The following is a 20,750-nucleotide window of genomic DNA, read 5'->3' on the forward strand; positions in this document are numbered from 1 at the left end:
TGGTTCCAGGTGACGCCTACGGCGCACCTGAACCAAACGTTATGAGAAAATCGAGCATGAAGTACCTTCCCATCTTTTGGGGCCTCGTCTGCTGTATTTTGCTTTGGTCGATCAGCATGGTGAAAGCCCTGACGTTTTCAAATGTTTTTGGTTTGTTGGCATTTTCTGTTGCCATTGGTGCAATGGTATTCTTTTCCATTTTTTCACCATATGGCTACGTTCATCTACAACTGTCTTCGGCCGTGAGCAAAAGTATCGATTTCCAGTCTCTGAAATACCGAAAAAAGTGGCTATTCTTATTATATTTACAGTTTGCATTCTTTCTCTAATCAGTTTTGGGTTTTTCGTCTATGGCATGTAATACTCATAACAAACCGTTCAAATCCGTTCCGGCCACAAAAAGCGTGGCCTCCATAAGTACGTGCTGAACACTGACTTTATCGATCGGCGAAGTAAGATGATGATTTCAGCTCTGTATCCGCACTGTATCTGACGAGAGTTGATCGATTAGCGATGCATTGACCTTCACTCCGCTTAGACTAAACTGAAGTTCGCCCTCCCAAGGCGAATATCCCAATTGGAAAAGAACAATAAAACGGAGTTGTACCTATGAAGCTTAAATATCTGGCGTTTACCGCTCTCGCTGTTTCTTCAAGCACATTTGCCGGTGCTATGGATATGGTGTTCAAAGATGGAAACGGTTCAGTGCTTACCATCGATGATTTTCAACCGGCAGGAACTGCACCAATGAGAGTCCCCGGGACTTACACAGATGCTGTAGGTTTAGGTGGTTGCCAAAAGGGTAAAACCTACAATGTAGACCTTACAGTGACCGGTGATCCTGAAAATAGTACTGTTTCATTCGATAGCCCTTTATGTGGTGGCTTAACGCTATCGTTCTCGGGTGCTTTTAGTATGGAACCGCCACAAGGTGTTGCCCCTGGCCAGATTCCGCCGCCGGGAAGTAATGCAGGTCTACCGACGATGGATATCAAAGCCATCCTTGATGTGAGCAGTTCTACAAAGAGTACCTTTGTAGCGCAGCCACCGATGTAATTGATGGCCCCGAGCAGGGTAATTCTGCTCGGGGCTTCAGACCGTTAATTTTCTGCTCCTTACTTCTTCGAGCTGGCTCTTTATCTGATTCTGTTGCTATCACGCTCCTCACATACTTCTAGCAAAAGCGCACTTTGGAAACCCGCTCTGGCCCGTCTGGTAGTAAAGCTTTTACGTCGGCTCGTATATTCTAGCGGCACCATTAACTCTCGATGATAACTCTCAAGGCTGAGAACATATGACAACCCCAAATTACCGTTTGAGTAAGTTGGCGTCTTTCTCATTGACGCTGGTCATTATACCGTTAACTTTCATGGCTTCTTTTATTGCCCCTATAGCATCTGCAGAAATCACCATTCAGGGGGCTATGTACGGCAAGGTACAGACGCTTGCGGTCCCTGGAAGCCGTTGCTACACAAAAGGGCCTATCGATCTTACGTCTGCAGTTACTGAGTTCTGCAGTCAGAGTAGAAGGGACGATTACTGTATATATACAGTGCCATGGCCAACGCCAGAACAGGACCCAGGTTATGGCTGTTATAAAAACTTCCAGGCTGTTTACAAGTGTTCGGGGTTTCAGAATCCAAAGACAATAGATATTGGTGGCGTGACTTATGAGGCTGCAAACCAGAAGGTAACGTTTGATTGTGCTCCGATGAGGGTGGGTAGTGTGACGGTAACCGAGGATAAGAAAGGGTCTCAGCGGTTCTCGTCTAACGGTAACAAAGCCACTGCATGGTATATGGTTCAGGCAAAGAATACCTATGGGGCGGAATTTGAAGGTTCTATTAATGTCAGTACCCGCGTTAAGCCAGTCACTGAGGGTGCAGATTTAGATAAAACCTCGAATTACCTCACATGTTCAGGGACTCCTAAGGTCACAACTAACTCAAAAGGTACTGGCTCTCTTGGAGCGGAGTATCAGGTAACTGGCTATCCGCAGGTGATTGGCGGTTTGACTGATCCTACTTCTGCTAAAGTAACCTTCTCACTAGAAGTTAATGGCACGCCTTGCTCAGGTGGCTTTCAATACAGCAGAGATCGCTACCCGACCGAAGTAGTTCAGGGTAAGTTCTTTCTGGTTGTGAATAATGAAGAGGTTCCCCTGAATATAAATTTCGTTAAGCCGAAATCAGCAACTCCCAGTTTGAAAATGACAGGCGGGCAGCTGCTGAGTCGAAGTGCTTTCAGTAGTGTTATATCTACCAAGGGCAGAATGTACTTTTATTACAACTTTTACTACCTTAATCAGTACGAACTTCCGACCCGTGCAGGCGTGACCTGCAATTTTGGTGAATCCGGTGATGTTGCATTCACTACGGATTCAGAAGGGCGCTTGAAAGTGTCTGGTTACCTGACGGTCACCAAAGGTGAGCCAGATGCAAATGGCACTGTCACCTGGGTTGCGTCAACAACCCTTGACACGGACGGGCCTGCGTTCCATTTACAGCGCGGCCAACCCATTGGTGAGGTGACCTGTTCTGTTGATGGGACTGGTGCAAGCTACACTCAGAACCTCGGCAACTGGTGATTTATTAGTATGCTTTTCAATACCCCATGGTAATCGAGTCTTGGGGTGTTGCGTAGCATCGCTATCTCATGAAGCGAAGACCTACAACGACAAGGATTGTTAATGAGCATCAGGCCTGATTGGGCGGCTATCGCAGATAGCATGCCCCCCGAACTGAGTGACGAAGAGCAACAACAGCTTTGGTTGATTGAGTGTAAGAAGTGGCTCGGGTCCATAGCAGACGAGTTTGGTGGAAGTTATCGTATTGCCGAATCGGAAAACTTTTTAATCCTCTCGGATGAGAGCGATCGCTATGTAGATGTCTTTTCATCTTTTCTCGAACGAACACTGAAACGTATTCTTAAAACCCTGGACGGGATCGCGGCGGATGATGGTTTCGGCAAGCACGTCGCAGTGATTTTCAAAGACAGTGATGAGTACTATCGCTACGTGAGCCTCTTTTATCCGGAAGAGGGTGAGTTTGGTATGAGCGCTGGTATGTATATTAATGAGGGGTATGGTCATTTCATATTCCCTTCTCAAGACATCACCTATGCTGAGCCAACGGCCGTTCATGAACTGACTCATGCCTGTTTGTCCCATCTCCCAATTCCGCTGTGGCTGGATGAAGGTCTGGCTGTCCTGATGGAAGATGCTCTGGCTGGAAATCACCTTTATCTGGATCAAGAAATCGTGAGCAGGCATCAGGCTTTCTGGAATCTGCAGACAATTCAGGAGTTCTGGTCGGGCGATAGCTTTTCGAGAATCGACGAGGGGCAGGAGCTGAGCTACAACCTGGCACATGTGCTTGTACGCAACCTTGTTCAGAACTTTGAAGTGTTCGCTCAGTTTTGCAATCTGGCGAATTATAGCGATGCCGGGGAGCAAGCTGCTCAAGAGGTTCTTGGTTGTTCACTTGCTCATCTTGTTGGTAGTTTTCTTGGCGAGGGCGACTTTAAGCCGAGAGACAAGGTTGGATTTCGAAAAGGTTTAATGGATGAGCATTGATTACCAATATACTTTAAGCCGGTGGATGCTGCTTTTTGGCATTGCCCTGGCACTCGCTTTTCAGGTGCTTGGTTCAGGAGGCACTATTTTCATCCTTTCATTAGCTGCTTTTCAGCTTTATTTTCTCTACCTGATGTTGATTGTGAAGCCACAAGTTATCCGTCTCGATGATAAGGGGCTCACTATCCCTTCACTCTTCTTTCAGGGGCTTTCTTTCAGGCGGGTTAATTGGTCCGACGTTAAGAAGGTATATACCTGGGGTGGTCCTCATAAGGCACCAGTGATCAGGATTGAGCGCTACAATGGAGCTGGTATCGATATTAATTCAGCTTGGGTAAACCGAGAGGGAATAAGAAGTCGGGGCATAGAGCCGTATCAGCAACTTCTACGCGATATTGAAAGCTATACCCGTCCACCTAACGAGTAATTCAGTGTAGTCAGAACCTACCCTGAAGAGTCGACTCTAGTAGCAAGCTAAGAAGGAACATCGCATGAGTAGTAAAACGGTTGAGTGCAACATCCATGGAGAAAGATCACCCACATTCGTATGCCATCACCTCCTTAAAGGAGAGGGTGTAGGATTCAATGTTGGCTATGATCCAGATGAGCCGGATGCGTTGTATCCCGATGCTTGGTGCGATGCTTGTGAGGAGGTAGTTGATAGTGAAGGCGAGTGGAATGATAGGTCAGAGGCCTTTGCCGATATCAGATTGCTATGTTCCGGGTGTTATTGTGAAACCCGCGAGCGGAACTGGAAAGAAGATGAGCAGGCAGTTATCGATCTGATTACCCAAAGTTTTGAATATCTGCAATCTGTTCAGGAGTCGTTTAAGAAAGACTTCAGATTGGACGATTATGAACGCTGGGACTGGAATGAAGACGACTGCAAGCTGATCTTCTCTAATGGTGGTCAAGCTGTTGTTGAATGCGATATCGATTTTGTTGGTAGCTTTTCCCATGCTGGAAACTCTTGGATGTGGGCGTGGGCTAATGGGTCATTTTCCGAGGCTATCAAGTCGAGATCACGACAGATCAGAAACATCGGTGAAGATCAGAATATGCTTAAATTAGCCTCCGCGGTTTGGTATGGCGATCAGATAGATGGCTGGGAAATGACAGCTATTATGGCAGCTCACTTAAAAGCCATCGGTGCTTATCGCACGGCATCAGATATGGGGTATGTGTATATGATTATCAAGAATGCACGCTGGGTCGGGAGTAAACAGCACAACCTATGAATACCTGCCCGTATTGCTCGAATAGACTGCCTTTTTTTAACCTGATATGGCAGCGTTTAAAGGCTAATCGAGACAGCGCTATTGTTTGTAAGCACTGTACTTCTCTCATTTCTCAGAACGGTGGCGCCAGCTGGATTGATGGGACGTTCAGTTGCATCGCGGGTGCGCTATCTTTTTATTTGATAGATTTTGATACAGTTTATTCAGCCGCTGTTGCTTTCTTAGTCGCATTTCTTGTTCTGTTGGTTTCTTCATATTTCACGGCTCCGATTCGAAAGAGCTGATGCGTAATGGCAGTCATTGATTTATTTTCAGAAAGACTGTCGGGAAGAAGCTTCCCTCCTACAGGGTGACTATGTAGAGGGCTTCGTGCATAGCCAGGCATGCTGGCTGAAGCGTTCCTATAGCTTTGGTGTGGTGCATCAGGCTATTTAAGTACGAAATATCGCTGAATTTGTGTCATAAATGGTGCTTATCGGCCGCTCGTTTGAAATTTTCGTCTGAACCTATACAGTGTATAAGTTATATACCAGTCGTAACAAAACGGGAGATATCGTGTCTGAGCCCAAAGACAAGTACAGTATCGACAACACTGACTACTCCGTTGGTCAGGATAATATTCAAAAGTGGGGCTTCGATGTCCACAATCCCGTGTTCGGGATCAGTACCGCTCTTATTCTCGCTTTTCTCATTGCAACCCTCGTCACTGACGCCTCTGTGGCTAAAGAAGCGCTTGACGGTCTGAAGTGGGACATTATCGGTAGCTTTGATAAGTTCTTCGTGTGGTCTGCCAATATTTTTGTGGTGTTCTGTATTGTTATTGCGGTGTCGCCCTGGGGGAAGATTCGCCTCGGTGGTGCGGATGCTGAGGCAGAGTATTCGCGGTTATCCTGGTTGGCGATGTTGTTCGCTGCCGGTATGGGTATTGGCCTGATGTTCTGGGGCGTCGCTGAGCCAGTTGCGTATTTCACTGGCTGGTACGAAACACCGCTTGGCGTCGAGCCGAAAACACCAGAGGCTGCCAGCCTTGCTCTGGGTGCCACTATGTATCACTGGGGTCTTCACCCTTGGGCGATTTACGGTGTTGTTGCGCTGTCTCTGGCGTTCTTCTGTTACAACAAAGGTCTTCCACTTTCTATCCGTTCTGCGTTCTATCCGATTCTGGGTGATCACGCGTGGGGCTGGCCGGGTCATATCATCGATATTCTGGCGGTGCTGGCTACGCTGTTTGGCTTAGCAACTTCCCTCGGTCTCGGTGCAAGCCAGGCTGCTGCAGGTATCAACCATGTGTTTGATATTGAGTCCGGCGTTGGTTTGCAGATCGGTGTGATTGTTGGTGTTACTCTGCTAGCGATTGTTTCGGTTGTTCGTGGCCTGGATGGTGGGGTTAAGCTGCTTAGTAACGTTAATATGCTGATTGCGTTCGTGTTGCTTATCTTCGTTGCAATGGTCGGAGCCGCGGTAGCTTTCGGCTCGATTCCTACCACGCTGATGGCGTATGTTTCGAATATCATCCCGCTGAGTAACCCGCACGGTCGCCCTGATGAAGCATGGTTACAGGGCTGGACTGTGTTCTACTGGGCATGGTGGATCTCCTGGTCGCCATTCGTCGGTATGTTTATCGCACGTGTTTCTAAGGGCCGCACCATTCGTGAGTTTCTGATTGCAGTGCTCGCTGTTCCAACGCTGGTTACCGTTATCTGGATGTCTGTCTACGGTGGTATTGGTATTGATCAGGTGGCCAACAAGATCGGCCTGCTGGGTGAAAACGGCCTGACTTCTGTTCCTCTGGCGATGTTCCAGATGTTTGATGCCCTGCCTATGAGTATGGTTCTTTCTGTCATCGCGATCGTTCTGGTGCTGGTGTTCTTCATCACTTCATCCGACTCCGGCTCGCTGGTTATTGATAGCATTACCGCAGGTGGCAAGGTGGATGCGCCAGTTCCTCAGCGTATTTACTGGGCGTCAGTCGAAGGTGCCATTGCTGCAGCGCTGCTGTGGATTGGCGGTAAAGAGGCGATTGAGGCGCTTCAGGCCGGTGCTATTTCAACGGGCTTACCGTTTACTTTCGTGCTGTTGTTGATGTGTGTGAGCTTAGTGATGGGCTTACGCACTGAGCCGAAAGGTTAAGCGCTAGCTTAATGAAAAGCCCAGCATTTGCTGGGCTTTTTTATGGGCGTTTTCCGGGAGTTTTTTACAGGCACAGCTCTTTGACGGCGTGATTTGCTAATTTCCATTTCTGGATCTGAGCTTGCAGTAATTCGGCCGTTGCAATCGCGTCAACCAACGCATTGTGATTTTCGTATTCGGGTAGGTTATAGCGCTGGCGTGTATCTGGCAGTCGTAAGGAGGGCAGGGGTTTTCCCAGCAGACGGTTATACCAGCGCTGGCTATGAGTGAGGCAGCTTGCCTCCAGTGCAAAGGTATCGATAACGGGGAAAAGCCAGGGTTCAGACCAGAGGTGGAATCCCAGTTTTCTGAAAAACTCACGTTCCATCGCCCGGTAGTGCACAACGCACAGGCGCCCGGCCATCGCATCTAGCAACTCCGGCATGATCGAATTAATTCTGGGTGCAGTTGAGACATCGGTATGTGTAATGCCGTGAATTACCACTGAGGTGTCGCTCAGTTCACCCGGATTAACTAACCAGTGTTTTGCGGTTGGCAGATATACGCGTTCGGCATCAAACTCAACGACCCCGACACTGACGATCTTGTCTTCCTCGGGGTTCAGCCCTGTGGTTTCTATATCAATGGCCAGGCAGCGCGTCTGGTTTAAATTCCGTTCTAAGTATGAAAAGCCCGCATCGTAAAAGCGTTTGAGGTCGGCTACGTCGGTTTTCGACGTATCGGTTGATTCCGACATTGTGTTCTGAAATTCTGGCCAGCCACGGGGCACAGAACCAGGTACTTTTAATGATTCATCCATTCGCGGTGTACCGGTACTTCAGAAAACGTTGTGCCTGAGCAACCACGTTAAATGCTTCTTTCAGTGAACGCTGCCGGGTGAAGCTCAAGGTGTCAGGGGCGATGTTGTTGTTGGGTTCTCTTTTGTCGCGGATGGCCAACATCTGTTGATGTGCGCGTAAGCTATAGAGCAGTTCCAGAGCGTTCGTCAGCTCATCGTATTTTTCTTGCGGGAGCAGTTTGGTTTTTGAAATATCCTCTAGGCGCTCGAAGGAGTTCTGTGACATCGACCCGGTTGCCAAAGCATGAACCCGAATAATGTCCGTCAGGGGAGCGGTACCGCGGCGCTTAATATTCAGAGACTTACCTTGTCTGCCGTCTTCTTCCAGTACAAAGTTTTTAAATACCCCTAGCGGAGGGGTGCGCTTCAGTGCATTCCGAGCCAGCAAGGCCAGAAACGGTTTGCTGTTTTTGGCTTTCGTTGAGATAAATTTCTGAAGTTCTTTAGCCCATATCTTGGTGCCATGTACAGCGACCAGGTCGAAAAATATGCAGGCGTTGAGCAGGGCTTCTGGTTCAGGTTTTTCAATCCAGTTGGTGAACTGGGCGCGCCACTCCGACCGGCGCATCCGCCATTTCGGGTTTGAGGCCATGATCAAGCCTTCGCATAAGGGGTAGCCACAGCGATCAAGGCCTTCGCACACCATTTTACTGAACTGCTCGAAATAGGTACCGTGCGCTGCTTCGTCGTAATCATCGGAGAGAATCAGAGCATTGTCCTGGTCGGTAACTAAAAGTTGTTCGTCCCGGGCTAATGAGCCGAGTGCAATTAAACAATAGGGCACAGGCGGGGGCCCCAACTCCTCCTCTGCCAGCTTTGCCATCTGTTGCATAAAGCTGGCCCCGATGACGGACATGGCTGAGCCAATCATGTGGGATGTCGCGTGCTCATTGACCAGGCGCTCATAGACAGCAGGAAGCTGTTCCGAAAGCTGAGCCAGAGCATCGATACTTTCAGATGACAGTATGCTGCGCACCAACAACAGGGAGTTCTGGGACTCATGTGCAACTACGTCGAGAAGGGAGACGATCCCGAGTACGCGGTTGTCATCAACGATAGGGACATGGTGGGTATTATTACGCAGCATCACCAGCATAACTTCATGAAGGTATGCGTGGTCGTCCATGACCAGCGGTTCGGTACTCATGATCTCACCCACGGGGGTATCATATGGCAGCGACTTGGCGATAACGCGCGCGCGCAGGTCACTGTCTGTAACTATGCCCAGAAGATTGCCCTGGTCGTCCTGAACTAATGCGGCGGCAATGTAGTTATCAGAGATACGCATTGCACACTCTGCGACGGTTGTATCGGGAGTGATCAGAAGGGGCTCTGCTTTGATGACCTCAGTCACAGGCACAGTCGTCATGTCGTCGGTGCCGACCTGAGTCGCCTGCTCCAGAATGGAGTGTTCGTTTACTTCAAAAAAGTCGCCGAACTCAGAGTATTTTTCACAGTAATCGATAAAGAGTTCGCTGGGGATCAGGTAGAAGAGGCTGTCTTTACGGGTTGTTGCCGGAAAGCGCACCTTACCCTTCATGAGTAGCCCCATTTGACCAAATACATGCCCCGCAGGCAGGCGGTTATAGAGGCTGCCATCCCGACGAAACAGTTCAACTTCACCTGAGCGTATAAAGTGAAGGTGGTGTATGGGTTCATCCAGAACCAGCACATCTTCACCGGCTTGTTTGTAGCTCACTTCGATTGAGCGTGCCATATCAGACAGGGCATCTGCAGGAAGCCATGAGAAAGGTTCATGCTCAGCGAGTGCTCGTTCAATATCAGGAAGCTCAATGCTCATTCGTTAATCCGTCACTCAATATAAAAGGATAGCTGGGCCTAGACTGGCATAGCCAGTAATGGGTGATCAAGCTCAAATGGTCTTCTCAGCTTAAGCTTTATGACTTGCTGCAATGCGCCATTCAGAGTGTCTTGGTCATCTTCGGTGATTAATGCTCTGTAACGCCATTTGAAAGCCTTATGGCGTGGATTGACAGTATCGATGGAAATATTTTTAGAGGGCAGGAAATGCTTACTGATCAGTGTATCAACTCTCAATACAGCGGTGCGTAAGAGCTTCAGGCGTATGAACTGGAATTGGCTTCTGACTGAAGCGTGATTTCAGCTCTGGCGCAGTCGGTCAATGATGCCCTTCATCACTTGATGCACTGCACAAAACTCGATACGAATAGTTCTCAGTTTTTTTATAGTTTAACAAGGAGTGAGTTATGGGTGATTCAGCAATGAATTCAAACGTGGATTTCGAAATATGGAACCATAATGATCGTGGTGGCTTGAGCGATACTTTCAAAAATGCTCAGGGTCAGGACAGCATCACGGGCAATACCGATTCGTTAGAAACTGCATCAAACACTTGGGTGATTGTTTTCAACGAAACCAATTATTACGGCGACTCAATGCAGGTCGGGCCCTCTACCTACCTCGATGATCTGAACCATACTACCCGTTACAACTCATCAGGCAGTGATGAGGGGGACTGGAAAAATCAGATTCAGAGTTTTGTGCTTTATAAGACCAAGCCCTCTTACTGGGGAAGAAATCCAACGAGGGATGAGCTTTTTGCTCCTCCTTCCGGGCATGCTGTGTTCACGGAGAATAATAATTTCCTCGGGGACAACCGTACCTTTACAGCACCCTATAACGCCCTGAATCTGGGGGTTGTCGGATACACGACCAGCGGCACAGAAATGTATCGGACGACGGGCGGCACGATCAATTCATTACGCACAGGTCCAAATGCCTGGCTGATTGTATTTAACGAGGCAGATTGCCGCGGTTGTGCCCTGAGAGTGACGCCAAACACGAAACATGGCGACCTGAATAATATCACCCGCTATAACCTCCAGGGAGAAGACGAAGGTGATTGGAAGAATCAAATAGAGTCTTTCCTGCTCTACAACAAAGAACCCGAATTCTGGAGTACTGGATATCCGCGCCCGTACATCGATTTCACAACTCTGTTCAACCTATATCCGGGGACGACCAACACCAGTAGCGACGACAAAATTACGTATGTCATTGAAGATGCGACCTATAAAATTGATGAGCCAGAAGTCGCTGCGCAGGCAACAACACAGGTTATCAGTGATTACTACATTAATGATGACTTCAGTGTGTTGCCTGAGGATGGCTGGACGAAGTATCACATTTCAATGAGCCACGAAAATACCGGCGGCCGCAATGACAAAGCTGAGTTTGACATGTTCTTCGATAACTCAGGAAAGCTTGTCAGCATCCAGCACTTCGAGTGGTCATCGAATGGCGCGTATAACATTTCTCAAGCTTTGATAACGATTGTCGATGATGAGGCCTGGTTGTTGGGTACCATTGGTGCGCTTGAAACTCTGGGGATTTCCGAAGAAGTCGCAGATGGTTTCGTACAGGTTTTCGATTTTTTAACGACAGCCTTCAACGATATTTCATCGCTGGTTTACAGAAAGACAGACAACGGTGGTAGTTACTATTTCCTGCCCGTGATCTGCCATACGATTAATCGTGTTTACTCGACGATTGCGGGCACATTTAACCGGCCTGCTTATTCTTCTTCGTCAGACAGTCGGGCCAATTATGCGTTGGATTTCAATTACGACGGCTACACAGATGCGTTGTCGGGCACGGGTTCTGGTGTCTCAAACGTCGGCGCCTGGGGCCTGAAGTCGGGCACAAGCGGCGCGATGCCGTTCAGTCAGGTGATTGAGTTTGAGTACCAGGGATATAACTTCCGTGTCTGGTACCCGGAAGTTTCGTTCTCGACTGAGCTGGGTATGGTCATGTCTTGTAAGATCGACTACGAAATCAGTGATAACAAGGATGATCACGTCATCCTGTTGATGGGTGTCAGTGTGCCAGCCAATGCAGGTGATCAGCCAGTATTGAGTTTTGCCCAGGCCACCATCCAGTTCACGGACATGTCAGACTCAAACATCATGACGTCTCCGTGTGGTGGTAACAATATCATTAACGATGTCTACGACCAGCTCAGTAGCCAGCTGACAGGTACCAACATCGACAGTAACTCAGGTGGGCGTGCTTACCTTGCAGACGTCGCTAAGGCCAATATGCAAGCTATGCTCGACTGCGCTGTGTTTACTCAGAAGTAGCATCTACAACCACGTGGCAGCGTTGTACGTTGCCACGTTTATTCGCTTGCTTCCTGCCAGAACTGGCATATATTAAGCGCTGAACCCCGTACCCTCCCAACGCTTGCCACGAGAAGGCGGCTCTGCCGGTTCACCTGTGTTTACTTTTTCTTTGACGGGTGATGACTCCATGAATGAAATGTTAGCGATTGCGCTGTTAATCGGCGCCAGCGCGTGCTTTGCGATGGCCGAAATTGGTATCGCAGCCTCACGCAAAATTAAGCTGCGTGTACTGGCAGGCGAGGGAAGTCATAAGGCTCAGGATGTGCTGGACCTCCAGCAGAACCCCGGCGCTTTCTTTGCCATGATTCAGATTGCGTTAAATGCTATCTCGATTCTGGGCGGTATCATCGGTGAGGAGGTGCTGACGCCTTACGTAAAAGAAGCGCTGAGCATGGTGTACCAGGGTGCCGCGTTGGATCAGATCAGCTTCGCTCTGTCGTTTTTCTGTATCACCGCGCTCTTTATCTTGTTTGCAGACCTGCTGCCCAAGCGTATAGCCGTGAATCTGCCGGAAGCCACTGCCGTACGTCTGGTGACCCCGATGCGCTGGGTGACTTATATGGTGATGCCTCTGGTTGTGCTGTTTAACGGTGTGACCAATGCCGTGCTGCGCTTACTGAAGCTGCCTACTGAGCGTGAGGAGCAGGTCACGACTGAAGACATCGTTGCCATGATGGATGCCGGTGCAGAAGACGGAAGCCTGCAGCAGCAGGAGTATGAGTTAATCGGCAATGTTTTTGATCTCGATACTGCACTGATAAGCAGCGTGATGACGCCGCGTGATCAGGTTGTGTACTTTGATCTGTACGAGTCGGTCGAGTCGATTTCTCAGAAGGTGGTCGATCATCCGCATAATGATTTTCTCGTTTGCGATGGTTCACTGGAGAAAATCAGCGGCTCAGTTGAATCCAAGATGATCCTGCAGCAGGTGTTGAAAGGTGAAATGTCGGGCCTGTCGGCGCTGAACTTCTCAAAGGACGTGCTTTATCTCCCAGAGACACTAACCCTCGGAGAGGGCCTGAATGCCTTCAAAACGGCGACTCAACCCTTCGCTGTCGTCGTGAACGAGTACGCGACTGTCGTGGGGCTGGTCACAGTGAAAGACATGCTCAGTGGTTTTATGGGGCAGCTGATCACTCATGAGGACGATCAGTTGATCATCCAACGCGATGAGCAATCCTGGTTGATGGATGGTATGACGCCCGTTGGTGACGTGATGCGGGCTCTGGATATCGCTGCAATGACGAGCTGTTCGGCATAAACGTGAGTGCTAATGAGTACCCATAGAAGGAGTAGGCTTGTCAGAGGGTGCTTAGGGGTCATGTTATAACCCTAGTCAATATTGCAGAGATCACCAAAGATCAAAGCGCCTTATGGTCGAACCATTGGGCGCTTTTTAGTTTTATGAAGACATTGGCTAAGGCGTCACAATATTAAATGTGCCTTCCGGCTTTTCGATTAGGCTAAAGAACTTTACTAAATCCAATACACTGCCATCCACGGTGAGATCATCCCCAAACAAGGTGTCCTTGATGCCAGCATGACCGACGATCATATCGACAAACAGAGGCTGCGTAAGGGTTAGGGTGGCGTCAGCAATGGTATCTTTGGCCACCGCCTTGTGGTGCAGTACGCTGTTTTTAAGGGTTAGAAGGTAGCTCTGATCTAAATCGCTAAAGGTGACCTTAATAGCCAGTTCGGTATCGGCTGCTTTGTCCGCGTTGAGGTTCACCGCCATGCTATTGAAGAAGAGGTGCACGGGGGTTTTTAACAGGACTTCTTTCATGACCGCTGGGCTGATGCCTTCATCCGGTCCGCCGTGGCGCAGTTCGTAAGCGCCTGTGAGATAGAAATCACGCCATGGTGCAGATTCGGCCTGATACCCCAGTTGGTCGTACACCTTAGCTAATAGGGCTTTGGCTTCTGCGTGGTCAGGATCGGCGAATACGGCATGGTTGAGCAGTTCTGCCAACCAGCGATAAGTCTGGGTGCCATCGGTTGCGGATAGGTTGGCGGTGCCGTCGAATTGCGTCTGCGCTTTGGCGACGACTGCGTCCACGCCACCCATCATTTCAACATAACGAATCGCAGCTTCTTTTTCGGGTAAAGGGTCTAGCTTAGCTGGGTTGGCGTTATACCAGCCTAGATAGGCTTGGTACACCGCTTTGGCGTTGTGCTTGAGTGTGCCGTAATAGCCTTGGTTATGAAACTGTGTGTTAAGCGCCTCAGGTAGGGTTAAGCTTTCCGCAATTTCGTTTGGGGTATAGCCCTTGTTGAGTAGGCGAACACTCTGGTCGTGTATGAATTTATAAGTGTCGCGTTGTTGTTCCAAGAAATGGTTGATTTTTTCTTGCCCCCACAGTGGCCAGTGGTGACTGCCAAAGTACACGTCGGCTTGGTTAAAGCGCACGCGTGCTTCGTCGATGTAGCGGCTCCAGATATTCGCATCACGAACCTTCGCGCCTCGTAATGTGTAGAGATTGTGCATATTACGGCTCAGCATTTCAGCGCCACAGAACGCTTTTTGTTTTGGAAGGTAGAAGGTAAATTCAGCGGGGGCCTCTGAGCCCGACACGGTTTGAAAAACGAAGGGCACACCATCAATGCTCAGTTCGGTGATGGGCTCGGAAATGTGAACGGTGGCTTCTTCAAAACCGAAGCTGCCAAACGCTGGGCCCTTGCCTAATCCTGTGCCCACATGCCCGCGCTCCTCTCTGGCGAGTCGCTTACCGTACATGTACATGGCACGACGACTCATGGCCGTACCAGCAATGATATTTTCACTGGTGGCTTCTTCTTCGAAGCCTGCTGGAGCAACGATGGTTAGACTCTGTTTTTCTTCGTCGCTTAGGTTCTGCAGTATGCCCTGTATGCCGCCAAAGTGATCAATGTGACTGTGGGTGAACAAAATGGCCTTGATGGGGTATTTGCCTAAATGTTGTTGTGCAAAAGTGAGGGCTTTATGGGCGGTTTCTCTTGCGGTGAGAGGGTCCACTAAAATCCAGCCTGACTCACTTTCAATGATGGTCATGTTGGCCAAATCGAATCCACGAATTTGATAAACGCCGTCGGTGACTTTAAATAAACCGTGAATGTTATTCAGCGCCGCCTGGCGCCATAAACTGGGGTTGACTGAGCCGGGTGCGTTTTCACCATTGGCATCGACAAAGCCGTATTCATCCATGTTCCAGACCAAGCTTTTGCCAGTTAAATGAGCAATTTCAAGATGGTCTTCACTGGCGATGAGGCCTTTGCGAGCAAGCTCAAAATCCTCTGTGTTGCTGAATGGCCGTTGTGCCAATACCGCTTGGTTGGCTTTTACCGTGGTGGGGGTGGGCGCACTGTGCCCAAGTGTGTTCGCGTCAGATTCAAATTCAACCGAGTTGTCGCAGGCCGCTAATAAGGCAGCGGATAGGGCGAGCAGGGCAATACGAAACATAAAAGAGCCTCATGTATTCTTATTTTTAGATCAGTGTAACCCTGAGATGCAGGAATGCCTTGGTCTTAAGCGGACAAAGGTGTGTCATGTTTAACCGTCAATGACTAAAGCAGGTGTTTTTTGCGAAATGCCGATGGGCTTTGACCCGTTAGCTTGGAAAAGGCTCGCGTAAAGTTACTATGATCGGCAAACCCCAAGCGGAGCGCGATATCTGTAATGGGTAACTGAGTGTCTTTTAGGTATTGTTTAGCCAGTTGAACTTTGCAATCTTGCAGTAAACCACGAAATTGATTGCCTTCCTCTTCCAATCGACGTCGCAAACTTCTTTCCGTTAACTTCAAATGTTGAGCCGCCCCTGTGACCGTGGGTTCGGACTTCTCAAGCTGGCTGAATATGTAATGGACAACGTGTTGGCTCACGGTTTTATCGGTTAAGTCTTGAACGTAAGACTGCACAATGGATTCATTGTAAGCTGCCATTTTTTTATCGCCCATGAGGTCGCTCTTGGCCACCTGTTGGCGATCAAACCATAAAGCGTTGTGCGTTTGCTTAAACTCAACTGCACAGCCAAAGCCGTTTTGCCAGCGTTCAGGGTAGGGTTCACCTGATCGTTGCAGTGTGACTTTGTTGATTAGCTTTGGGTTGCTGGTCAGTTGCAAGGCAAGCTGGTGAAGCGTTGCTAGAAAGCTGTCTATGGCTAAGGGGCTGATGTCCACACTGGGAATGGGTTGAATGGCAAACTGAATGTGCTCTGGTGTGTAATGCAGTTCGATATTGGCCGAATTACTCACCATGGCGTGATACTGCGCCAGTTTTTGAATGGCTTGCTCAAGATTGTCAGCGGTCAGCATCAACAGTCCCAACGCTCTAAAATGCATGGGCTGAACGTATTTGGCCACCTCTAGACCGAAGGCGGCGTTACCTGTGGCCTGCTCCACTAATTGCCAGAATTGGGTCATACGGCGAACGTCCACCCGCCCATCTGGATTGTCCTTAAACTGAGCAACGGACAGACCTACTTGTTCAAATAGCGGAGCGGGGTCAATGTCTTGAGCCTTAAGGGCGCGAATAATGGCCAGAGGCCATGCGGCAAGAGTGGTGTGGACTGGACGATTGATCATGTTTTTGGTTGTTATTGTTAGTTGGCTCATTTTATGGGTCAAGCTTGTGTCAGGTAAAGAGGTGAACCGGTAAACCCTAGCGTACGTATGTTGGGATAAGCGTATGAAATGGGCTGTTTCATGGAAATAAATCATTTTAATTGTGCGCAATCTAATTTACAGTGGTCACTCCCCAAAAGGGACAGGCTATACTGCTAGCCACATCAAAAGCATTTCCAATACAAAGCTGAAGCGCTTACCGCGCAAGACGGATTTCTGCCTGTACGAGGGCTATAAATTCGAGGTGCTGGATCTTGAGGGCGTGCGGGTAGAGCAGTTGCTGGTCACCCGATTGAATGGATGAGGTTGGTCGATGGCAAAGCGGGGTACTCCCGCTTTGCCACTTTCCTTAACGTTATCCCGTTGCGCTTATTTTGCAATCAGCTCGCGCAGTACATAATGCAGAATGCCACCGGCTTTGAAGTAACTGATTTCATTACTGGTGTCGATTCGGCACTGCACCTTAAATGATGTGGTTTTACCGTCGTCATCCGTCGCTTTGACTTCAAGAAGTTGGTTGGGTTTTAACTCATCATTAATACCTTTGATATTGATAGTTTCATGCCCGGTTAAGCCAAGGTCAGCAATGTTCTGACCGTCGATAAACTGCAATGGCAGAACACCCATACCGACCAGGTTTGAACGGTGAATCCGTTCGAAGCTTTCGGCGATGACCGCTTTTACGCCGAGTAGAATTGTACCTTTTGCTGCCCAGTCACGGCTTGATCCTGTGCCGTATTCTTTACCTGCGAGTACAACCAGTGGCGTGCCTTCTTTCTGGTAACGCATCGCAGCATCGTAAATAGCCATGCGTTCACCGCTTGGTGTATGGATGGTTTCACCACCTTCTTCGCCGCCGAGCATCTGGTTGCGGATGCGGATGTTGGCGAAGGTGCCGCGCATCATGACTTCGTGATTACCACGACGTGAGCCATAAGAATTAAAGTCCTGAGGTTTTACCCCAAGACTCTGCAGGTATTCACCCGCTGGTGAACTGGTCTTGATGTTACCCGCCGGTGAAATATGGTCGGTGGTAATGGAGTCACCAAAGAGTGCCAGCACTCGAGCGTTTTCGACGTTCTCTAAGGGTTTTAGAGGTTGGTCGATGTCATCAAAAAACGGCGGGTTTTGCACGTAGCTTGAGTTGTCGTCCCAGGCGTAGGTTTTCCCTTCGCTGATATCAATACCTTGCCAGTGCTTATCGCCGCTGAATACATCGGCGTAACGGGTGCGGAACATGCCATCATCGACCTTGGCAACGGCCTCGGCAATTTCGGCATTGGTTGGCCAGATATCTTTCAGATATACCGGCTTGTTGTCTTTATCCAGACCGAGCGGTTCGGTTTTTAAATTAATGCGGGTATTTCCGGCGAGCGCGTAAGCAACAACAAGGGGCGGTGACGCTAACCAGTTGGCTTTGACGTGCGGGTGTACACGCCCTTCGAAGTTTCGGTTGCCCGACAGTACCGCTGACACGGTCAGATCATGTTCGGTGATGGCTTTGGCTATCTCGTCGGGGAGTGGGCCAGAGTTACCGATACACGTGGTACAGCCGTAGCCCACCAGATTAAAGCCGAGCTTATCCAGATACGGTGTGAGTTCGGCTTTTTCAAGGTAGTCGGTTACGACTTTCGAGCCGGGAGCGAGTGAGGATTTCACCCAAGGTTTACGTGCCATGCCCAGTTCTATGGCTTTCTTCGCAACCAGACCGGCCGCCATCATGACGCTTGGGTTCGATGTGTTGGTGCAGGAGGTAATAGCAGCAATCACCACAGCACCGTGGCTCATGGTGTGTTCTTCGCCGTCAATCGTCACTGTTGCCTGTGCGTTCGGGCCGCCTACGGCCGTGCCGCTGCCACCTTCGCTTTCCAGTCGTGCTTGCTCATCATCGGCAGGCGTTACCTGCAATGCGAGCAGATCGTCGAAGGTATCCGGTACATCGGGCAGGGCAACGCGATCCTGCGGACGACGTGGCCCGGCAAGGCTGGCTTCTACTGTGCTCATATCGAGATGCAGGCTGTCGGTAAATTCAGGCTCATCACCGGCTTCACGCCACAAGCCTTGTGCCTTGCAGTAGGCTTCAACTCGCTTGATTACATCATCGGGGCGACCACTTAAGCGCATGTAATTGAGGGTTTCATCGTCGACGGGGAAGAAACCACAGGTCGCACCGTACTCGGGTGCCATATTGGCGATCGTGGCACGGTCAGCGAGTGGCAGGTCGGCAAGGCCATCGCCGTAGAATTCGACGAACTTACCGACAACGCCTTTGTTACGCAGCATCTGGGTGACCGTAAGTACCAGGTCGGTGGCCGTCACGCCTTCGGGCATTCTACCTGTGAGTTTGAAACCAATGACTTCCGGTATCAGCATGGAAACGGGTTGGCCCAGCATGGCCGCCTCTGCTTCGATGCCGCCAACACCCCAGCCCAGTACACCGATACCGTTAATCATCGTGGTGTGCGAGTCGGTGCCTACGAGCGTATCCGGGTAAGCCCAGTCTTCACCGTTCACATTGGCGGCCCAAACACTCTGAGCGAGATATTCAAGGTTCACCTGGTGACAGATACCCGTACCGGGCGGCACAACGCGGAAATTATCAAAGGCGGTCTGGCCCCAGCGCAGGAAAGCGTAGCGTTCGCCATTGCGTTGCATTTCGATTTCTACGTTATCGTGAAACGCCTGATCATCGGCAAAGCGATCCACCATCACTGAGTGGTCAATCACAAGATCAACGGGTGAGAGCGGATTGATGCTCTCGGGGTCACCGCCTGCGCGGGCGATGGCATCACGCATGGCGGCGAGGTCCACAACTGCAGGTACACCGGTGAAATCCTGCATCAGTACGCGGGCAGGGCGGTATTGTATCTCGCGGTCGGACGAACGCTTATCCAACCAGTCGGCGATGGCTTTAATATCGTCTCTAGTGACGGTGTCACCGTCTTCGTTGCGCAGAAGGTTTTCCAGCAGCACCTTTAAGGACTTAGGCAGCTTATCAATGCCTTTCAGTTGTTCGGCCGCTTTCAGAAGCGAATGATATTTGTAGGGTTTGCCGTCCACCTCTAGCGTGGACTGGGTATTCAGACTGTTAACTGTCGACATGCTCGGCCTCCATGAAATCCGTGAATCAGCCGCTGTCATCACAGCGGCTGATGTATAACCTAGTAAATTTGGTTCGGAAAAGGAGGACAAGTTCAACCTGATTGGCAAGGATTGGCCAAACAGAGTGTTCCGTCGCGTTTGGCGCCTCAGTACTCAAGGAATGCCTTGAGTGGCGTATCAGCAAAGCCAGCTTTCCCATAAGTCAGATCTCACGGTGGTGTTACTCGCAGAAGTGTCCTCGGCACGGCATAATGACTGCAAATTTTAAGGAGCCATTATGACTTTTAATATTGTTCTGATCGTACTTATCGTTTTGCTGGTGATCTACGCGCTAAAGCGTGCGGGTGTATTCAGCAAAGGCGCAGCAGAAAACGAGACCGTCGGTGATGCTTATTTAGCTGAGAATGCGTTGCGCGAGGAGGTTACTCAGACCGACAGCGGCCTGCAGTACGAAGTGCTCACAGAGGGTGAGGGTGATACTCGACCGGTAGCGACAGATACTGTGCTGGTGCATTATCACGGCACTTTGATCAATGGTTCTGTCTTTGATAGTTCGGTAAAGCGCGGTGAGCCGATTTCATTTCCGCTGAATCGCGTTATCGCGGGCTGGACTGAGGGCGTACAGTTGATGACTAAAGGCGCAAAATATAAATTCTATATTCCTGCGCGTCTTGCCTACGGCAATCGTCAGGTGGGTACGATTCCGGGTGGGTCGCTGCTGATTTTCGAAGTCGAACTACTGGATATTAATCCGGCCTGATCTTATGGCGTTTGACACTGAGCTTGCGGAGCGTATTCGTGCGGTGGTCTGTCACTTCGGCCACTGGGACGAAAAGAAGATGTTCGGTGGGCTTTGTATCATGCTCAATGGTCACATGCTGTGCGGCGTTTTGGGGGATGAGCTGATGGTACGGGTTGGTCCTGACGATTACGAAGACGCACTTGATGAAGACGGTACGCGAGAGATGGACTTCACCGGCCGTCCATTAAAAGGCATGGTGATGGTCGATGGCGCAGCGGTCGCTGAACCAGAGGATCTGGAATACTGGCTTCAGCGGTGTAACCGCTTTGTCGGGCGCCTGCCGCCCAAATAACCCGAAAGGGCT

At 49.8% G+C, this 20,750-nt stretch carries 16 protein-coding genes; 10 read left to right on the top strand and 6 right to left on the bottom strand.

Going from position 1 to position 20,750, the window contains the following annotated elements:
* Positions 1–16: 16 nt before the first annotated feature.
* Positions 17–199: a hypothetical protein gene (locus tag B3007_RS11965; protein ID WP_301377349.1), complete on the bottom strand. Its 183-nt coding sequence runs from the start codon at positions 197–199 to the stop codon at positions 17–19.
* Positions 200–609: 410 nt separating this feature from the next.
* Here B3007_RS11965 and B3007_RS11970 point away from each other — a divergent pair, with 410 nt between their 5' ends.
* From B3007_RS11970 to B3007_RS11995, 6 genes are all read left to right on the top strand, one after another.
* Positions 610–1,056, top strand: coding sequence for a hypothetical protein (locus B3007_RS11970; protein ID WP_301377347.1), 447 nt, complete (start codon positions 610–612; stop codon positions 1,054–1,056).
* A gap of 670 nt (positions 1,057–1,726) precedes the next feature.
* The gene (locus tag B3007_RS11975; RefSeq protein WP_301377346.1) at positions 1,727–2,587 is read left to right on the top strand and encodes a hypothetical protein; all 861 of its coding nucleotides are present in this window, start codon (positions 1,727–1,729) and stop codon (positions 2,585–2,587) included.
* A 102-nt stretch (positions 2,588–2,689) separates the two neighbouring features.
* On the top strand, positions 2,690–3,574 hold the full coding sequence (locus B3007_RS11980; RefSeq protein WP_301377344.1) for a hypothetical protein: 885 nt from the start codon (positions 2,690–2,692) through the stop codon (positions 3,572–3,574).
* Positions 3,564–4,001 carry a hypothetical protein gene (locus B3007_RS11985; protein WP_301377343.1) on the top strand — a complete coding sequence of 146 codons (438 nt, stop codon included), beginning with the start codon at positions 3,564–3,566 and terminating at the stop codon, positions 3,999–4,001. Before B3007_RS11980 ends, B3007_RS11985 begins: the two co-directional genes overlap by 11 nt.
* Positions 4,002–4,065: 64 nt before the next feature.
* Positions 4,066–4,812: a DUF6882 domain-containing protein gene (locus B3007_RS11990; RefSeq protein ID WP_076516990.1), complete on the top strand. Its 747-nt coding sequence runs from the start codon at positions 4,066–4,068 to the stop codon at positions 4,810–4,812.
* Positions 4,813–5,367: 555 nt separating this feature from the next.
* Entirely contained in the window at positions 5,368–6,942 is a 1,575-nt protein-coding gene (locus B3007_RS11995; RefSeq protein ID WP_301377342.1) for a BCCT family transporter, read from the top strand.
* A 64-nt stretch (positions 6,943–7,006) separates the two neighbouring features.
* Here B3007_RS11995 and B3007_RS12000 read toward each other — a convergent pair whose 3' ends face one another.
* Positions 7,007–7,741 carry an exonuclease domain-containing protein gene (locus B3007_RS12000; protein WP_068439556.1) on the bottom strand — a complete coding sequence of 245 codons (735 nt, stop codon included), beginning with the start codon at positions 7,739–7,741 and terminating at the stop codon, positions 7,007–7,009.
* Positions 7,734–9,581, bottom strand: coding sequence for a DUF294 nucleotidyltransferase-like domain-containing protein (locus tag B3007_RS12005; RefSeq protein WP_068439554.1), 1,848 nt, complete (start codon positions 9,579–9,581; stop codon positions 7,734–7,736). The genes B3007_RS12000 and B3007_RS12005 overlap by 8 nt, the downstream gene beginning before the upstream one ends.
* A 427-nt stretch (positions 9,582–10,008) precedes the next feature.
* Between B3007_RS12005 and B3007_RS12010 the strand changes: the two genes are divergently transcribed.
* Both B3007_RS12010 and B3007_RS12015 read left to right on the top strand, forming a co-directional pair.
* Positions 10,009–11,901 carry a hypothetical protein gene (locus tag B3007_RS12010; protein WP_301377341.1) on the top strand — a complete coding sequence of 631 codons (1,893 nt, stop codon included), beginning with the start codon at positions 10,009–10,011 and terminating at the stop codon, positions 11,899–11,901.
* A 169-nt stretch (positions 11,902–12,070) separates the two neighbouring features.
* Positions 12,071–13,204 carry a hemolysin family protein gene (locus B3007_RS12015; protein ID WP_301377339.1) on the top strand — a complete coding sequence of 378 codons (1,134 nt, stop codon included), beginning with the start codon at positions 12,071–12,073 and terminating at the stop codon, positions 13,202–13,204.
* Between the two features lie 156 nt (positions 13,205–13,360).
* Here the strand turns inward: B3007_RS12015 and B3007_RS12020 are convergent, their stop codons facing one another.
* From B3007_RS12020 to acnA, 3 genes are all read right to left on the bottom strand, one after another.
* Positions 13,361–15,382 carry an alkyl/aryl-sulfatase gene (locus tag B3007_RS12020; RefSeq protein WP_068439548.1) on the bottom strand — a complete coding sequence of 674 codons (2,022 nt, stop codon included), beginning with the start codon at positions 15,380–15,382 and terminating at the stop codon, positions 13,361–13,363.
* 104 nt (positions 15,383–15,486) lie between these two features.
* Positions 15,487–16,533 carry an AraC family transcriptional regulator gene (locus tag B3007_RS12025; protein WP_068439563.1) on the bottom strand — a complete coding sequence of 349 codons (1,047 nt, stop codon included), beginning with the start codon at positions 16,531–16,533 and terminating at the stop codon, positions 15,487–15,489.
* Positions 16,534–16,911: 378 nt separating this feature from the next.
* Positions 16,912–19,644, bottom strand: a complete 2,733-nt coding sequence (gene acnA / locus B3007_RS12030) for an aconitate hydratase AcnA (protein WP_301377338.1) — start codon at positions 19,642–19,644, stop codon at positions 16,912–16,914.
* 277 nt (positions 19,645–19,921) lie between these two features.
* Here acnA and B3007_RS12035 point away from each other — a divergent pair, with 277 nt between their 5' ends.
* Complete coding sequence (locus B3007_RS12035) at positions 19,922–20,404, top strand: FKBP-type peptidyl-prolyl cis-trans isomerase (RefSeq protein WP_301377337.1); 483 nt, start codon at positions 19,922–19,924, stop codon at positions 20,402–20,404.
* A 4-nt stretch (positions 20,405–20,408) separates the two neighbouring features.
* Positions 20,409–20,738 carry a TfoX/Sxy family protein gene (locus tag B3007_RS12040; protein ID WP_301377336.1) on the top strand — a complete coding sequence of 110 codons (330 nt, stop codon included), beginning with the start codon at positions 20,409–20,411 and terminating at the stop codon, positions 20,736–20,738.
* The last annotated feature ends 12 nt before the right edge of the window (positions 20,739–20,750 follow it).

The sequence above is a fragment of the Thalassolituus sp. UBA675 genome, assembly GCF_002297765.1.
GTDB lineage: Bacteria > Pseudomonadota > Gammaproteobacteria > Pseudomonadales > Oceanobacteraceae > Thalassolituus.

Coding starts and splice junctions, on each gene's coding strand:
- B3007_RS11965 (WP_301377349.1), bottom strand. CDS start 199: ATGGAAAAGAATACCATTGCACCAATGGCAACAGAAAATGCCAACAAA.
- B3007_RS11970 (WP_301377347.1), top strand. CDS start 610: ATGAAGCTTAAATATCTGGCGTTTACCGCTCTCGCTGTTTCTTCAAGC.
- B3007_RS11980 (WP_301377344.1), top strand. CDS start 2,690: ATGAGCATCAGGCCTGATTGGGCGGCTATCGCAGATAGCATGCCCCCC.
- B3007_RS11985 (WP_301377343.1), top strand. CDS start 3,564: ATGAGCATTGATTACCAATATACTTTAAGCCGGTGGATGCTGCTTTTT.
- B3007_RS11990 (WP_076516990.1), top strand. CDS start 4,066: ATGAGTAGTAAAACGGTTGAGTGCAACATCCATGGAGAAAGATCACCC.
- B3007_RS12000 (WP_068439556.1), bottom strand. CDS start 7,741: ATGGATGAATCATTAAAAGTACCTGGTTCTGTGCCCCGTGGCTGGCCA.
- B3007_RS12005 (WP_068439554.1), bottom strand. CDS start 9,581: ATGAGCATTGAGCTTCCTGATATTGAACGAGCACTCGCTGAGCATGAA.
- B3007_RS12010 (WP_301377341.1), top strand. CDS start 10,009: ATGGGTGATTCAGCAATGAATTCAAACGTGGATTTCGAAATATGGAAC.
- B3007_RS12015 (WP_301377339.1), top strand. CDS start 12,071: ATGAATGAAATGTTAGCGATTGCGCTGTTAATCGGCGCCAGCGCGTGC.
- B3007_RS12020 (WP_068439548.1), bottom strand. CDS start 15,382: ATGTTTCGTATTGCCCTGCTCGCCCTATCCGCTGCCTTATTAGCGGCC.
- B3007_RS12025 (WP_068439563.1), bottom strand. CDS start 16,533: ATGAGCCAACTAACAATAACAACCAAAAACATGATCAATCGTCCAGTC.
- acnA (WP_301377338.1), bottom strand. CDS start 19,644: ATGTCGACAGTTAACAGTCTGAATACCCAGTCCACGCTAGAGGTGGAC.
- B3007_RS12035 (WP_301377337.1), top strand. CDS start 19,922: ATGACTTTTAATATTGTTCTGATCGTACTTATCGTTTTGCTGGTGATC.
- B3007_RS12040 (WP_301377336.1), top strand. CDS start 20,409: ATGGCGTTTGACACTGAGCTTGCGGAGCGTATTCGTGCGGTGGTCTGT.